Consider the following 16,201-nt stretch of genomic DNA (forward strand, 5'->3'; position numbering starts at 1 on the left):
AAGGATCGCTTATGATGTCATCAGAAGCGGCGAATGACCGCTAATCGTTACTGAAGGGAAGGATCAATAACATGAATCAAACAAGCAAGGTGGGTTTTATAGTCGCCGGATTATTGCTCTCCATACTGCTCGCCTCGATGGATAATACGATCGTCGCCACCGCCATGGGGACGATTATTGGCGAAATGGGCGGATTCGACAAATTCGTCTGGGTCACCTCCGCCTACATGGTCGCGGAAATGGCCGGCATGCCGATCTTCGGCAAGCTGTCTGATATGTACGGGCGCAAACGGTTTTTCATATTCGGCATTATCGTCTTCATGGGCGGCTCCGCACTATGCGGCATGGCGGAATCGATTATTCAGCTCAGCCTGTTCAGAGCCATTCAGGGTGTTGGCGCAGGCGCAATGGTATCAATCGCATTTACGATTATGTTTGATGTCATTGCACCTAAGGACAGAGGGAAAATGACCGGCATGTTTGGTGCAACCTTCGGCTTGTCCAGCGTATTTGCCCCGATGTTGGGCGGCTTTATTACGGATAAGCTGCATTGGTCCTGGATTTTCTACATCAATCTGCCGCTTGGCCTGCTATCGTTCCTGCTGATTGTCTTCTGCTACAAGCAATCCAGGCAGCATGTCAGACAAAAGGTCGATCTGCTTGGCGCGAGCCTGCTCGTTGGAGCCATTGTATGCCTGATGTTCGGCCTGGAGCTTGGCGGCAAGGAGTACGCATGGGGCTCACCGCAAATATTGGGCTTGTTCGGCGGCTTTCTCTTGCTGAGTCTGATACTTATATATGTAGAAAAAAGAGCAGCAGAGCCTATTATTTCCTTCCGCATGTTCCGCAGCAGACTGTACGCAACAAGCAATCTCATCGCCATGCTGAGCGGCGCTGCTTTCATGACAGCATCGGTATTTATTCCAATCTTTATCCAGGGCGTTTTGGGCGGGACGGCTACTAACTCCGGCTTCGTACTGCTGCCAATGATGATGGGCTCTGTGGTGACGGCAACACTTGGCGGAATGCTCATGAACAAGCTGCCCTACCGGGCGATACTGATCCCCACGATGGTTATTCTATGCACCGGGATCGGGCTGCTCGGCACACTGACACCGGCGTCGCCGCGCTGGCTGATTACGCTGTATATGATTTTGATCGGTCTGGGTATCGGCGCTTCCTTTTCCGTGCTGAGCGGCGCGGCGCTTCATTCCTTTTCTGCCGCACAGCGGGGAGCGGCTACCTCGACACTTAATTTCAACCGCTCACTTGGGATGGTGCTGGGGATTACCATTTTCGGCCTGATTCAAAATCATGCCCTGACGAGCAAGCTTGCTGCCGTTCTTAAGACGGGGACTAACGGGAGTGCTGCAGGCCTTCCGCTGGATGATACGAATTCCCTGCTCCATCCGGCCGTTCGTCAAGCGATGGATGAGAATACGCTTGGCCTGATCACCGGGGGCTTGTCCTCTTCGATCGCAGCGACCTTCCTGTGGGGGCTTGTCCCGGCGGTCCTTGCCCTTGTGTCGGCATTCATGATGAGCAGGGAGAAGCTGGACCCTGTCGCTGAAGCGGCCAAGGAAGGCTACGCTGCCGCCCATTAACAACACGGGGAATGGCCGATTGGCAAACAGATGGCTCGTAACAGGAACAGATCAATCCGATCAGCATGTTCCGCCTTATCATCAAGCCGTCTGTTCGCCTGTATAAGGAGAAAAAATGATATGATGGATGTAACTACCCCGGCATAGGAGGAAATACCTTGAAGCTCGAACGGCTTATGGCCATCACCATCATTCTGCTGAACCGCAAACGTGTGCAAGCACAGGAGCTGGCCGAGCGTCTGGAGGTATCGCTGCGGACGATCTATCGTGATCTGGACTCCCTGTGCCATGCCGGAATTCCCATTGTATCGTATACCGGAACAGAGGGAGGGTACGAAATTATGGACAGCTTCAGATTGGACCGGCAAATGTTATCATTCGATGAGTTGATTGCATTAACGACGGCTCTGCGCGGCCTGCAATCCACTCAGGCCATGAACCGCTCGGACATTGACAATTTGCTGGATAAGGTGGGTGCGCTTGTCTCCCAGGCAGAGAAGGGCCGGCTGGCGGACCGTGATCAAATTCATATTGAATTTACCCCTTGGCGCAAAAGCGAGGCCGAACGCAGCAAATATGAAGCGCTGCACAAAGCTGTAAACGAAAATAGACTGGTTCATTTTCGATATACGGACGGTCAGGGGGAGGAGACAGAGCGCCTCATCGAGCCGATGGGACTGGCGCTCAAGGCTTACTCGTGGTATTTGCATGGCTATTGCTTAAATCGCCAGGATTACCGGACGTTCAGGCTGTCCCGGATTCGGGAGCTTGAGCCTCTCACAGAAACCTTCACCCGCAGGCCAATGCCTGTTGCGATCATGAATCAGGGCTGGGGAGAGCAGCAGCGGCAGCGGATTGAACTGACGCTTCGGTTCAAGGCTGCTGCCAAGGTTGCGGTAGCCGATCATTTTGAGGAGAAGGAGATTGAGCGCCTGCCCGACGGATCGCTGCTTGTAAGGACGTCGTTTCCGGATGAAAAGTGGCTGATCGGTTTTTTGCTTCATTTCAAATCCGACCTGCTTATCCTGGAACCTGCCTCGATTGCAGCCCAAGTACGGGAAGCCGCGCTGGCGGTATCTGCACAGTATGACGGGGAAGGCCAGGCAATAAACGGTGTCTAGATCTGATTCTGGACGACTGCTATAGTGAAGAGGGCAAGTTCTAAGCCGTCGATCATGAACTTGGCATTGAGTTGAGGATGCACTAACGCTTATAATCGTAGAAGATTACACAAAGAAAAGGTGTTAGTTATGAGTATATTAAATGTAGTACGACTGAGTCACGGCTTTGGAGACCGCGCTATCTTCAACGATGTATCCTTTCGCTTACTGAAGGGTGAGCATATCGGACTTATTGGCGCTAACGGCGAGGGCAAGTCTACTTTTATGAACATCATTACAGGCAAGCTTCAACCAGATGACGGCAAAGTAGAATGGTCCAAGCGTATGCGTGTAGGCTATCTAGATCAACATGCGGTGTTGAGTAAGGGGATGACGATCCGCGATGCGCTGAAGGGAGCCTTTCAGTACCTGTTCGATATGGAGCAGGAGATGAACGACATGTACGGCCGGATGGGCGATGTTTCGCCAGAGGAGTTGGAGCAGCTGCTTGAGGATGTGGGCACCATTCAAGATACGCTGACGAATCAGGATTTTTATCTGATCGACTCGAAAATTGAAGAAACTGCACGCGGGCTGGGCCTCACTGATATTGGCCTGGATAGGGATGTTACCGACCTGAGCGGCGGTCAACGTACGAAGGTATTGCTGGCGAAGCTCCTGCTTGAGAAACCAGAAGTTCTGTTGTTGGATGAGCCGACCAACTATTTGGACGAGCAGCATATCGAATGGCTAAAGCGGTATTTGCAGGAATACGAGAATGCGTTCATTCTGATCTCGCATGATATTCCTTTCCTTAACAGCGTTATTAACTTGATTTATCATATGGAAAATCAGGAGCTGACTCGTTACGTTGGCGACTATGACCATTTCCAGCAGGTTTATGAAATGAAGAAGCAGCAGCTGGAATCGGCATTTAAGCGGCAGCAGCAGGAAATCGCTGATTTGAAGGATTTCGTGGCGCGTAACAAAGCAAGCGTAGCGACGCGGAACATGGCGATGTCCCGGCAGAAGAAGCTGGACAAGATGGAAGTCATCGAGCTCGCCAAGGAGAAACCCAAACCGCAATTTACCTTCAAGGTGGGAAGAACGTCCGGCAAGCTTATTTTTGAGACCAAGGAGCTTGTAATCGGCTATGACAGCCCGTTGTCCCGTCCGCTAGATCTCCGTATGGAGCGCGGGCAGAAGATTGCGCTTGTAGGCGCGAACGGTATCGGGAAAACGACGCTGCTCCGCAGTATTCTGGGAGAAATTCCGGCCGTCTCGGGTTCGGTGCAGCGCGGCGAGCATCAACTGGTAGGCTATTTCGAGCAGGAGGTTAAGGACGGCAACTACAATACCTGCATAGAAGAAATTTGGCAAGAGTTCCCTTCCATGACCCAATTTGAGGTTCGTGCCGCATTGGCACGATGCGGTCTTACGACTAAGCACATTGAGAGCAAGATTGCAGTACTCAGTGGAGGAGAGAAGGCAAAGGTTCGCCTGTGCAAGCTGATTAACAGGGAAACGAATTTGCTAGTACTCGATGAGCCGACGAATCACTTGGACGTCGATGCAAAGGATGAGCTGAAGCGCGCACTTCAGGCGTACAAAGGCAGCATTTTACTTATTTCTCACGAACCGGAGTTTTACCACGATATCGTAACGGATACATGGAATTGTGAATCCTGGACGACGAAAGTATTCTAAGCACCGATTGATGGAAAGGGGGCTGTTGTGCCCCCTTCAGTTTTGGTTCCGTATCCGGAAGGAATGGTGAGATACCGGCCCATACATATGTTTTAGCCTTGGTCTGCTATCGCCAGCCAGACTTCCGCAACCGGAACAGGCGCTTTGCTGCTGGTTTCTCCGCTTCCTTCTTCCGACCACAACGGCGGATAATAGGCAAACACCTGACCAGGCTCAAGCTGCTTGATTTCCGCTTGCCAGCCTTCCCATCGGAATGTCTGATAGAAGAGCTCCAAGTCTCCGTTGGCCAGCCAGCTTAGAAAACCGGAATAGGCCAGCTCCGTAGATTCCCATTCAAGCGTATCTGGAGCAAAATAGTAAATATATCCCGTACGCCCAAACCGCCCCGTATCCAGCGCAAAAAAACCGCCTGCGGCATCATAGGCCACCACCAGCATCCCTTCGAGAGGATGAACACTTATGTCTTCTGCTAGTCCATTCCATGAAGTCAAGCTGCCGTAAACTCCGGATCCACCCGCTCCGAGGAGGGTAATCCAACCGTGGTCAATGATGATTCCTCCGGTTTCATAGGCAACTGCTCCCAAATACGATCGTGTACTCACCTGCAGGCGGTACAACGTATCCTCAGCTGTATCGGGCTCTCTGGAAGCGATGGTATATTGGTTTTTGCCTTTATTGAGGATATCCAATGCTTCCTCCCACGCATGGTTTTTCCGATCCACAAGTTCTTTTACAGATAACGGTTGCATTATTTCTCTCCTTTCGATCACCGAACACGAGACCATAGATGCGCTCAGCCTCAGGTCTTATCACCCTATTTTAACCAGAGTGTGTCTATTTCGCTATACAAGCGTGGTATACTTTTACGGATATTTAGCAGAAAGGAGCTTTCTACGTCCATGTTAAAAGAACGGATTGATTTCTTGTGCAAAAAGAAGGGAATGACCCGTAAGGAGCTCGTTGACGGATTAGTCACCCAAGCCCATTTGGCCAACATTCTTGCCGAAAGATATCCGCTGGCCGATGATTTAGCAGAGCATCTTGCAACCCGGCTGGGCGTGTCTCCCTCTTATTTGCAGCAGGCTGCTTCTACAGCTCTGGAGATACTGGATCGAGCGGAGGCCATCTTCGAGCTGATATCCCAATCTGCGGCAACCGTTGACGAGCAGCGGATCCATGATCTGCCTGACAGGGACGACGCACTGACCATCGAGCTGACCACCGCCTTGATGAAGGCCGTCTATTACCAGCAATTAAACGACGCTGTAGCTCATGAATATCTGCACCAGAACTATCTGAATTATTATCTGGACAAATACGGGCGTCCTGACGATAACAACTTACCGCTGCCTGCCAAAAAGGCGATGCTCTATTATAAAATCCAATTGTACCGATCTAAAAATCATTATCATGAAGCACTGAACCAATCGCGACTGCTGGCGGAACTACTGGAGCCCGGAAGTGAGGCCTGGCTGACAGTACAAAATTTCATGCTCGAAGCCTACATCTATTTAAAGCAGTTTGAAAAGGCTAAGCAGGTATTTGATCAGACGATGAGGCATGTTTATGAACAAAGGTTGTTTCACCGGCTCTCTGGACTCTATATCGCATACAGCGGCTACAATTTTTCAGTTGGGCTCGTTCAGGAAGCCCTGCTCGCCTTATCCATGGCCGAAGCGAATCTCGTTTATGCCGCCAACCAAGGAGAGATGGTTCCGACCATTATGAACAACCGGATCATCATGCAGACACTGCTTGGAGAATATGACAAGGCCGGACAAGAAATTGACCGCTTTGATGAAATGATTCAGCGCGAACCCGAAGAGATCAAGCAGAAATTCGATCCGCTAATCCGGATATATCGCTGCGAGCTAGCAGTTGGCCAAAAGCAATGGGCGCAACTGCCAGGCCTTATCGCAAATCTCGAAAACAGCATCCAGACGACTGACCAGCAAATGTCGCTGGTGTTTTACCAGAGCCAGTTATCGCTTGCACAAGGGCATCACGAGCAGTTTATGGAACAGGCTTCGGCCTGCCTCCCTTATTACGAATCCATTCACCAGGTTAACCGTCTGGAGCTGTTGTACGAATCCCTGGCGGTGGTTTCCGAGGAATTGCGCAAATATAAAGAAGCCGCGGCCTATTACAAGAAGCTAGTTTATCTGCTCCGGAGCAAATAATCATCCCTTTTCGGATAAGATTCCGCAAAACAAACCATTATTTTCATGCCTTAAAGCGGAAGTTTGCACTACTTTATTGCCAAAACAGCGTAAAATGCTCAAAAAATCGCCCAGCAAACATGATTAAACCTCTCTCCGCCGCGTAGGTTTTGTATTGTCCAAAACCCGTTGTAGCCCTCCTTCCCGCGGTTTACAATTGCATTAGAGACATCGATGAACTCAATAACACGGTCAGCGAGGTGCTTGAACATGGTATGGTTTGGCAAAAGAAAAAGTAAGCAGGATGCACTGGATCAAGCAGATCAATTATTAAATAAAGGATTCACCGGAATGATGCTGAAAGGTATTATCCCCAAAGAACACCGCGAAGCTATGAATCAGAGTCTGGAGCAGGCAAGGCAGGCGCAAATGGCCGCTGAAGGCTCAGTTCCTATCACGATGACCGCAGTAGTTCTATCCATACGTGATACCGGCAAGCTGATCAATTTTGACCCCGTTGTTGTTTTAGAGCTGGACGTTACCGAACAGGATGGCAGCCGATATCCGAAAACAATAGAAACGCTTGTGTCCAAAATGCAGATTCCACGGGTTGGGGATCGAATCGGTCTTGGCAAGCATCCATCCAATCCGGCGGAACTCGTCTATATGGGTCTTATTGGTTAAAAAGCTGGAGGATGAGTACGCAAGGGCTGCTAACTTTCATTAGCGTATTGATCATAGTAGGTGCAGGTGTTTCTGCGCCCCTGGCCTACTGGCTGTTATCGGGCCCAGCGGGGAGACGTTTACGGTTACGGTACACAAGGAGGTCCTGATTTCAAATCTGTCTAAAGTGCAGTAGGGTCAAATCATTAACGTCATTTATTCACCTCAGGACCTCGCCAAGTTGGTCATCACGTTTCCGGCCACGGAGGAGGATATCCGGCAAACATTTGGTGCATAAGCTTACATTCATCTAGTTGTTGAATCGGGTTGGTATATGTTACAATTACATCAGAAAGACCGAGTGCAGTGAACACTCGGCCTGTACAATTGGCTTGGATGGGGTGTCCCTTCAAGTTGATGAATAGCACAAAACCCACCTTCGGCGGTCAACCATTGGGTGGGTTTTTACTTTCTCTTGTAGTTAATTGCGATGTATGTTAATAGTGCAATAATAAAAGTCAATAAGTCGCAACGTCCAACTTCTTCTCAGACTTCTGCTCTTTCCGGGTCGATTGACGATTTGAAACGGCTTTCTACGGTAGAATTTGTTGGACAAAGTGCAAACTTGATTTATAAAGTTGTCGATTCACAAAAAAATTGTTACAGTCTCCGCTTCCATTTAACGAAAAGTAAGACTATGGAAAGTTTTTGGACTGAGCCAGAAGTGATCAACTCTGAAATGATATGGCTTCAGACCCTATCAGAAGAGACTGATCTAGTCGTACCTATGTCTTACAGAAATAGCAAGGGCGAATTTGTAACCGAGGTAAATGCCGTTAAATATACATTGATCGGATGGGTAGAAGGCGAACAAAAAACCGTTCGTTCCTACTGCGGAAGACGCTTTTAGAACCAAGGTCGCAATTGAACAAATTGAGAAGAGATGGGGATATTCTATCACCCTCGAGATTCCGACGCGCTGCTCTGAACCCTCATGAACCTTCCGAAGATGGGGGTTCGTGGGGAGATAAGGAACTGGATTCGATTGGAACAATTTGATCTAATTTGTAACTCATGTAAGCCATTACATGCTATAATAAAAATGCTGTTTGTAAGGTGGAACGTTTTAAACTTAAGCTTGGCAAATCCTATTTTGAAATGAGGTAGAGAGAGCCATGGAAGACAGCAAAATTAAACGTACTGCGTTAATGAGTGCGTACCTTCGGAGTCACCATTCACTTCATGCCGAACCGAAAATCTTCGACGATTTCATCTCACCTGAACTTCTTACAGAGGAGGATCATATTGCATTTGATCAGAGCATGGTGATGGCACTGGCTGCAATAGATCCAGCGCGAGCGGCGTCATACCCGAAACGTGAGGATGCCATAGCGTATATGGTTCAACATTATTTTCCTACATCGCTCTTCCTTAGCCGTGCGAGGTATGCTGAAGACAAGCTGAAAGAGGCAATAAATCAAGGGGTTAAACAATATATCATTCTTGGTGCAGGTATGGATACGTTTGCGCAAAGGAACCCTGGTCTGATTGAACAGTTACAGATATTCGAAATCGATCATCCGGCGACTCAACGCTTTAAACGAAACCGTCTGAAAGACTTAGGGTGGGCACAACCCGATAATTTGAATTTTGTCCCCATAGACTTCACGAAGGATCAATTAGAAAAAGCGTTACTGGATGCATCATATGATCCAGCGTTACCCAGTTTCTTTAGTTGGCTCGGTGTAATTCATTACTTGCCAAAGCAAGATGTGTTTTCCACTTTTAGAACTCTCACTAATATTGCACCCTCTGACAGCAACATAATTTTTGATTATTGGGATTTGGATGCATTTAATCCCGAAAAAGCGGCTAAACGTGTAAACAGTATGCAAGCTATGTTGCGACAAGCAGGTGAACCTATGTTAACTGGATTTGACCCGCAATCAGTAGCTGATGAGCTTCATAAAGTTGGTATCGTCATGCAAGAACATTTAAGTCCAATGGAAATTCAGTCAAAATATTTCGAAGGACGCAATGACGACTATTATGCCTATGAACATGCTTTCTTCGTGCATGGACGAGTTAAATAATTGTATCTTGTGGACAAGGAAGAAAGGCCGCGTCGGACGCGGGTTGGAGGGCTGTGACAGGTTGCCTTTGGGTGAGCTTGAAATTCTTTTGTTCAGGCACTGAACATCCGGTCGGACAAGGTGGAAGGAGGTATGTGAGATGGCTTCGCAAAAAAGTTTAAGAACTTGTAGCAAAGGGCACCAATACTATAAAAGCAGCGATTGTCCTACATGCCCATTCTGCAAGCAGGAACGAAAACCTGAGAGCGGATTTCTTTCGCTTCTTTCGGCGCCAGCAAGACGTGCATTGGAGCACAATGGAATAACGACTTTGCAGGAGCTCTCAAAATATAGAGAAAAAGAGATTTTGCAGCTTCATGGTATGGGACCGGCATCTTTGCCAAAACTGAGAACCGCTTTAGAGGAACACGGGTTATCATTCAAAAATTAAACATCGCTGGAACAGTACATAGGCAATTTAAATGTGTTTGTGTCCCTACCCGATTGCGACGGGAAAAGATTTGGAGGGCCGTGACAGGCTGGAAGCAAATAACCTGTGGCAGCCCTTTCAGTTTGCTAACAAGTCCCCGATATGAAAGTAGATGCAAATCCTCTCGGAACCACCACAATCGATCATTCTAGAGTGACTTTAAGCTCGTGGAGCCTTTCGGATGCTTCTTTCACTTCTTCAAGTTCTTGATCAGAGAGCGATATATGGTCTGCTTGCACAATAAAAGTTTTTGCCAGATTGATCTCGCCCATTGAGACAGCGATGTCGGCCCGTAATACATAAGCTTTGAAACCAAGTGTAACTGACGTTTCATCGGCTTTTGCTAGTACAAGATCCAGTACTCTGGCTGCACCTGCGGGTTCGTCTTTGGCATAAGCCAAGCGGTATGCAGTTTCATACGCATTTGAAAATTTTGACGGTGGTGCCGCGGCGTATTGACCATTCTGGACCGGATCGGATGTGGCATGCTTTTGCCCAATCAATAAACGATTCCCGGCAGGATCAATAAGGTTAAATCTACGGTCTTCGGCCAGATTGTTGAGTTTAGTGATTCTTGGGAATCCTTTGGCGGGAATCCTTTGATAAGTCTTCTTTAGATTTTCGCAAAACTCTTTATAGATATCATCCACATTAGGAACGCTCACATAGCACATGCTGTACGAGTTAGCAGGATCCAATTGTTTTAATACAAAAAAGTGTATTTCCGTTATACAGTGACGGACACATGCATATAAATTTGGCTTGGCTTGCCTGTAAGTTAATTCAAATCCTAATGCTTGGTAGAAATCCAACTGCTCGTCAATGGATCTGCAAGGGAAAATGGGAATTGCTTTGCCCTCTCGATTCGGTGATATGTTATTATCCTCCACGCCTAAGTTTACCGCCTTTCTTAATGAGATCAGCTTCTCCCTTATCGTACAACATTAGTGCAAATGGCAATGTTTTAAAAAATATGACCTTGTATTGCAATAAATAATAATTCAAAGCCGTCATATGGTTTAGAGCTGGAATAAAAATGTAGCGTTGTAAGTAGGGTGTATATTGTGATACAATCATTGCAGATTAAGGAACGGAGGGTTGTCCTAAGATGGTTGATTCTATGAGATTGCGTTTTGTCACTTTGTCACACTAATTAAATAGTGAACAAAGTCTCTGCCTGCGTGCGGAGTAAAAACGGAATCGGTCTGCCCATTTTAGGATATCCTAGTGCATAGATGGATGCAAAGGGACAGCGCGGCTGTCTCTTTTTTGATTTTATAGAATTTTATAAGTATCACTCGATAAATTCTATAAAAGTTCAGGGGAAGAGACTTGTCTCGCGCCAAGGACGGCGTCAGCCGGTTCTTCTCATGTTCTTCAAAATGCATAATATTTCATCTTTGCAACTAAAAATCCAGCCAACTCTTTGTTGAACTCATAAACAAAGGTTTATTTGAATGCGCATATCAGTTCATCCCTATTCCCGTTATTTACGCCGCAGGCAGACGCCTGTGGTTTTTTGTTTTACCCCAGGCAATAACGAATTTGGGAGGAATGGATCAATGCGCAGACAAAATAAAAAACATCGGACGATAAGAAAATGCAAGTCAGGACCAAACTTTACGGGGCAGCATCTGCTGCACAATCCGCAAACGATCAGGCAGCTTATTGAAGCGGCGCGTTTACAGCCGGCCGATACTGTGCTGGAAATTGGCGCAGGCAAGGGAGTTGTTACTTTCAGGGCTGCAGAGAAGGCTGGCAGAGTGATAGCGGTAGAAATCGATGCCAGTTTCGTTGAGGCGCTGCGCTCAAAAGCGAAGCACGATCCTAAAATAAAAATTATCCAAGGCGACATCAGGAAGATCCGGCTTCCTGAAAGGCCATTTTGCGTTGTGGCCAACATTCCGTTTTCTATAACGACTGTGATTCTTGAAAAGCTGCTAGGATATGAAGGCAAAGCCTTTCAAAGGGGAGTGTTAATTTTGGAAAAGGGAGCAGCTCAAAGGTTTACGGAACGCTCTACGCAGGATCCGCGTTTGCTTATGTGGAGAATGAATTTTTTGTTCGAAATGGCAGCGGTGGTGCCGCGCACTCATTTTGCTCCGCCTCCAAGTGTCGATGCGGCTATTGTAACAATCGCGCGCAGGGCTCGCCCTCTAGTGCCTGCCAAGGAAGGACGGAGATTTGCTGCCTTTGCAGCATATGTCTTAAGTGGACCGCGGCGGTCGGCGGCTGATGTGCTCAAGGGGATTTTTACACCTGCACAGCTTAAAGCAGCATTGAAGAAGGCGAAGGTTGATCGTGAACAAACGGCCGCTTCGTTATCGCTGGAGCAGTGGGCATCACTGTTTCAAACGATGATTCAACATGTCGTGCCTTGTCGCTGGCCGAAAGGGTAAATTCCCTCCTTGGCCAATATTAGCGCAGTGACAAGTTACCGAAGGGGGCTGCCTTGGCCCTCTTTAGGTTGCTGCAAAGCCAAATAAATAAAGGGAATTGTTGGGCATTGCAGAATATGAAATAAATCAGGTCATAATCAGGGGGGATTAATCTTTCACCAAAATTAAGGATCAACCTTGAAATCAGTGCTTGACTTCGTCTAACGCCAAACTAACTGGATTTTATGTAGGTAAATAAGCCGGATTAGCTGATTTTTGCAATCTACCTGGAAATGATGTAGCTAGTTCGGACCAAATCGCCCCCTTTCATCTCGTTCCCCAATTCTAACAGCAGTTTTTCCATTTAGATTGGCTTTCTAGCCAAACTATGCAAGAACGAACTGCAGAAATTACATTTAGTTAGCCAAGGCCAAGAACGATCTGTCATGGAAGCCTCTCAAAGTCAAGGACTGATTATGGTTTTGAGCCAGAATTAAAGCTATTAAAAATTTACGATAGTAATCTTCTTACCAATCGTCCAGCGTTGGCCTCGATCAGCAAAGCTTATTGTAAAATCAGTTTAGGCACTGACAAGGCGGCGACGCTAAGCGGATGCTTCACTCTTTTTTCGGTATAAACAAATGGGAGGGCACAATATGAAAGTTACCATTGAAGGCAAGGAATCCTTTACAGTGATTGGAAAGCTGGGACAAGGTCTTGCTGCCGAAGGCAAGGACTGGATTCCGGCTCTTTGGCAGGAGGCTAATCAAAACTTCGATGAAATTCGGACTTTGGCAAAGACCGACGATGAAGGCAATATAGCAGGCATTTGGGGAGCGATGAGCGATATTTCAGAAAGCTTTCAGCGCTGGACGGAACAAGGCAAATATTTGGCAGGCTGTGAAGTGTTAGATGACGCGGCTGCCCCGGCAGGATGGACAAAATGGGTCATCCCTTCGTATAAATATGCCATTATCGGGTGCAATATGGATACCTATCAAGAAAGATTTCATTATATGGTCAATGAATATCTGCCTAATAAGGGGCATTCGATTGTTGGGGCAGTTCATGAGTTTTACAATCCAAAGGAGACGGACGGAAATTTATACCTGTATTTTCCGATTGGGACCATAAAACATACTCAAATTCGGGCGCGTTATATATAGCCTGAAAAAATTTTAGTAAATTTAAAGTACACATGATAGATTTCTCCGGTTTTTGGTGTCTGACGATATAGGAGTCGAATGAAGAGGGTTCGGAGGAGTACGGCAATGGCGACTGAATGGGTGCAATCGGGATCCAAACTGACGGAGCATGAGTTAATCGAGCAAGCGAGGAACGGGAATCGCGAGGCGTTCGATGAGCTTATTCGGAAGCATCGGGCGGAGGCGCTTGGGATGGCGAACCGGATGGTTCGCGATGCCCATATGGCAGAGGATGTCGTACAGGATGCGCTTATTCGCGCGTTCCTTCATTTGGGTTCGCTTTTGGATGCTGGCAAATTTGCGCCTTGGTTTCACAGAATCGTACGCAATCAAGCGCTGCTGAAGCTCCGCCGCGGAGGCTGGTATGCCAAGGAAAAGCCATTCTCTGGTTTCGCTGGCAGCGGGAAGTTGCCACAACTGGGGAGCGCTGGAGGATATGCCTTCTCCGAGAACAACGAGACGGATTGGACGGACATCGACCGCATATTGTTCTGTCTTCAGTCGGCCGCATCCGAAGAAGCGCAGAACCGTTTTGATCCTGCAGAGTGCTTAATGCGAGAAGAAATGCTGAGTGGTCTGCGCGACCTGCTTCGTATTCTTTCCAAGCGTGAACGCAGCATTTTCGAGGCGCACTTCTTTGGCGAGTTTCCGCCCGCTGAGATCGCCAAGCTGTTCGGCACGACAGCGGCAAACGTCTACAACAGTCTGTCCCGCGCTAGAGTGAAGGTGCGTAAAGAGCGCATCCGTGTCTCTATCGAACTCTACGTTCGGAAGCGTTCGGAGCAAGGCTTGCCTTGCCGTAAAGTGCTTCTGCCCCCTCCATGATTCGGCCGACCCATAGAAGGAGGAACACCTATGACAGAAAGCAAACGAAAAGATAATTGGACCGAGACCTGGACAACGGCTGCTTATGCCATCTACGGAGCGGTAAGTTATACGGATAAGAAGCATCTGTCCCTCGTAGACGTAATGGGTCTCACCGGGCATGCTTTCCGCATGAACATCGAGTTGCAGAGGATCGGCATCGAAGGCCCGACTTCATTTCCCGGAGGATATATCTTGCGCCGCAATTTATGTAATCTGGGCTTCATCAGCAATATGGGGGAGGCACAAGCCCCGCCGACGCCGGAGCTGCTGGAGCGAACGATGGCTCTTGTCCACGAGACGATCGACAAAGGCGTGCCAGCAATCGCCGTGGATTTATTCGAACCTGAATTCGGGCTGATCTATGGTTATGATGACGAGAAGCAATTGTTTTATGCTAAGGATATGTCTCAGGACGGTACGATCCCATATACCCAGTTCGCGAATCCGAAGATTCACGTACTGTTTCTTATTACAATTAGCGAGAGTCTCCCGCATTCCAAATACGAAATGCTGCGGATGGCGCTCGACATGATCGTCGACCATGCGCGGGGGCGGGAGTGGAATGACGCCGGTTTCTTTAAAGACCGATTTGTGATGGGGCTTGCCGGATATGATGCTTGGATAAAGGTGATGGAGAATCGGGCGGCAGACGAATTGGGCAACGCTTATAACGTGGGGCTAGTGGGAGATGCGCGCGAGTTCGCGGCACAATTCCTGCGTGAGCTCGTTATCAAGTGGGATGGAACGAACTTTGTCGAACGCAAGGTTCGGGAATACGCCGCGGCTGCGGGTGCTCATTACGAAATCGTGGCCATTGCATTCGCCGAACTTCGTGCGATGTTCCCATTCCCGCAAGGCGGAACTCCGAAGGATCCCGAGACGGCCGACCGCGCCATTATGCTGCTGGAGCAAGCGAAACACGCCGAAACGAAGGGCTTATCCGTATTGGAAGGCTTTCTCGACTTCATGAAGGCCTACCACTCTGAAAAGTGGGTTCACTGATCGTATCCTGCGCGCTGCTTTTTGACAATTTGTCCGATTAGCAGTAGGATAATTTCAGCAGAATAAAAAGGGGAATGAAGTCACGTGAGTATTCGGAAAACATTAACAATAGCCGGCTCGGACACGAGCGGCGGAGCAGGCATTCAAGCCGATCTCAAAACATTCCAGGAGCTCGGCGTCTATGGCATGACGGTATTGACGACAATTGTAGCGATGGAGCCAGAGACCTGGAACCATCTCGTCTATCCGGTTGAGCTGCATATCGTTGAAGCGCAGCTGCGTACAGTGCTTGACGGAATTGGATTCGATGCATTGAAGACAGGCATGCTCGGCTCGACAGATATTATCGAGCTGGTCGCTTCTCATCTGAAGCGTGCAGGCAACAATCTGATCGTCATTGATCCGGTCATGGTATGCAAAGGCACTGACGAAGTGCTGCAGCCGGAAAATACCGATGCGATGCTGAAGTATTTAATTCCGGGGGCGGATCTCGTGACGCCGAATCTGTTTGAAGCTTCTCAGCTTGCCAAGACCGGACCGCTCCGGTCGCGGGAGCAAATGCAGCAGGCTGCCGCAATTATTCACGAGCATGGCGCCAAGCATGTATTGATCAAAGACCGCGGCGTCATTGAGCCGGGCAAGGCGATGGATCTGCTTTATGACGGCAAAAGCTTCGAATGGTATGAAGCGGCTGTCACCCAGACAAGCTATACGCATGGAGCCGGATGTACAACCTCTGCAGCTGTAACGGCAGGGCTGGCCAAAGGGCTGTCTGTCAAGGAGGCTGTCCGCGAAGGCAAAGCGTTTATTACGAAAGCAATCGCAGGCGGCTTCCCGCTGAACCGCTTTGTGGGACCGACCCTGCATGCCGCACACCGGCTGGAAGGCAATTGAAAATAGCAGTAATTAATGAGAAACAGGCTATATGCGAGGCGAACAGGTGTTTGTCCTCGC

14 protein-coding genes are annotated in these 16,201 nt (G+C 48.4%); 12 read left to right on the forward strand and 2 right to left on the reverse strand.

What is annotated here, in order from left to right; all coding sequences use genetic code 11:
* The first annotated feature begins 71 nt into the window (after positions 1 to 71).
* From ACFQ0N_RS14055 to ACFQ0N_RS14065, 3 genes are all read left to right on the forward strand, one after another.
* Positions 72 to 1,604: an MDR family MFS transporter gene (locus tag ACFQ0N_RS14055; protein ID WP_379327043.1), complete on the forward strand. Its 1,533-nt coding sequence runs from the start codon at positions 72 to 74 to the stop codon at positions 1,602 to 1,604.
* A 158-nt stretch (positions 1,605 to 1,762) separates the two neighbouring features.
* Positions 1,763 to 2,725, forward strand: coding sequence for a helix-turn-helix transcriptional regulator (locus ACFQ0N_RS14060; RefSeq protein ID WP_379327045.1), 963 nt, complete (start codon positions 1,763 to 1,765; stop codon positions 2,723 to 2,725).
* A gap of 129 nt (positions 2,726 to 2,854) precedes the next feature.
* Positions 2,855 to 4,411, forward strand: a complete 1,557-nt coding sequence (locus tag ACFQ0N_RS14065; RefSeq protein WP_379327047.1) for an ABC-F family ATP-binding cassette domain-containing protein — start codon at positions 2,855 to 2,857, stop codon at positions 4,409 to 4,411.
* Between the two features lie 92 nt (positions 4,412 to 4,503).
* Here the strand turns inward: ACFQ0N_RS14065 and ACFQ0N_RS14070 are convergent, their stop codons facing one another.
* Positions 4,504 to 5,160 (reverse strand): DUF2625 domain-containing protein, encoded by a 657-nt coding sequence (locus tag ACFQ0N_RS14070; RefSeq protein ID WP_379327049.1) that lies wholly within the window; start codon positions 5,158 to 5,160, stop codon positions 4,504 to 4,506.
* 150 nt (positions 5,161 to 5,310) lie between these two features.
* Here ACFQ0N_RS14070 and ACFQ0N_RS14075 point away from each other — a divergent pair, with 150 nt between their 5' ends.
* The 4 genes from ACFQ0N_RS14075 (at position 5,311) to ACFQ0N_RS14090 (ending at position 9,756) form a co-directional block, all read left to right on the forward strand.
* A complete protein-coding gene (locus tag ACFQ0N_RS14075; RefSeq protein ID WP_379327051.1) occupies positions 5,311 to 6,591 on the forward strand; it encodes a helix-turn-helix domain-containing protein in 1,281 nt (426 codons plus the stop codon).
* Between the two features lie 249 nt (positions 6,592 to 6,840).
* A complete protein-coding gene (locus tag ACFQ0N_RS14080) occupies positions 6,841 to 7,254 on the forward strand; it encodes a hypothetical protein (protein ID WP_379327053.1) in 414 nt (137 codons plus the stop codon).
* Positions 7,255 to 8,408: 1,154 nt separating this feature from the next.
* Entirely contained in the window at positions 8,409 to 9,326 is a 918-nt protein-coding gene (locus tag ACFQ0N_RS14085) for a class I SAM-dependent methyltransferase (protein ID WP_379327055.1), read from the forward strand.
* Positions 9,327 to 9,465: 139 nt separating this feature from the next.
* Positions 9,466 to 9,756 carry an RNA polymerase alpha subunit C-terminal domain-containing protein gene (locus ACFQ0N_RS14090; protein ID WP_379327057.1) on the forward strand — a complete coding sequence of 97 codons (291 nt, stop codon included), beginning with the start codon at positions 9,466 to 9,468 and terminating at the stop codon, positions 9,754 to 9,756.
* A gap of 182 nt (positions 9,757 to 9,938) precedes the next feature.
* Here the strand turns inward: ACFQ0N_RS14090 and ACFQ0N_RS14095 are convergent, their stop codons facing one another.
* The gene (locus ACFQ0N_RS14095; protein WP_379327059.1) at positions 9,939 to 10,685 is read right to left on the reverse strand and encodes a bleomycin resistance protein; all 747 of its coding nucleotides are present in this window, start codon (positions 10,683 to 10,685) and stop codon (positions 9,939 to 9,941) included.
* Positions 10,686 to 11,357: 672 nt separating this feature from the next.
* Here ACFQ0N_RS14095 and erm point away from each other — a divergent pair.
* The 5 genes from erm (at position 11,358) to thiD (ending at position 16,141) form a co-directional block, all read left to right on the forward strand.
* Positions 11,358 to 12,194 carry a 23S ribosomal RNA methyltransferase Erm gene (gene erm, locus ACFQ0N_RS14100; RefSeq protein ID WP_379327061.1) on the forward strand — a complete coding sequence of 279 codons (837 nt, stop codon included), beginning with the start codon at positions 11,358 to 11,360 and terminating at the stop codon, positions 12,192 to 12,194.
* A 635-nt stretch (positions 12,195 to 12,829) separates the two neighbouring features.
* Positions 12,830 to 13,339, forward strand: a complete 510-nt coding sequence (locus ACFQ0N_RS14105) for a GyrI-like domain-containing protein (RefSeq protein WP_379327063.1) — start codon at positions 12,830 to 12,832, stop codon at positions 13,337 to 13,339.
* 105 nt (positions 13,340 to 13,444) lie between these two features.
* Positions 13,445 to 14,203: an RNA polymerase sigma factor gene (locus ACFQ0N_RS14110; RefSeq protein WP_379327065.1), complete on the forward strand. Its 759-nt coding sequence runs from the start codon at positions 13,445 to 13,447 to the stop codon at positions 14,201 to 14,203.
* A 30-nt stretch (positions 14,204 to 14,233) separates the two neighbouring features.
* Positions 14,234 to 15,247, forward strand: a complete 1,014-nt coding sequence (locus ACFQ0N_RS14115; protein ID WP_379327067.1) for a hypothetical protein — start codon at positions 14,234 to 14,236, stop codon at positions 15,245 to 15,247.
* A gap of 84 nt (positions 15,248 to 15,331) precedes the next feature.
* Entirely contained in the window at positions 15,332 to 16,141 is an 810-nt protein-coding gene (thiD, locus tag ACFQ0N_RS14120) for a bifunctional hydroxymethylpyrimidine kinase/phosphomethylpyrimidine kinase (protein ID WP_379327069.1), read from the forward strand.
* Positions 16,142 to 16,201 lie beyond the last annotated feature (60 nt).

It is taken from the genome of Paenibacillus sp. GCM10027626, assembly GCF_042676285.1.
Taxonomy (GTDB): Bacteria; Bacillota; Bacilli; order Paenibacillales; family Paenibacillaceae; genus Paenibacillus_Z.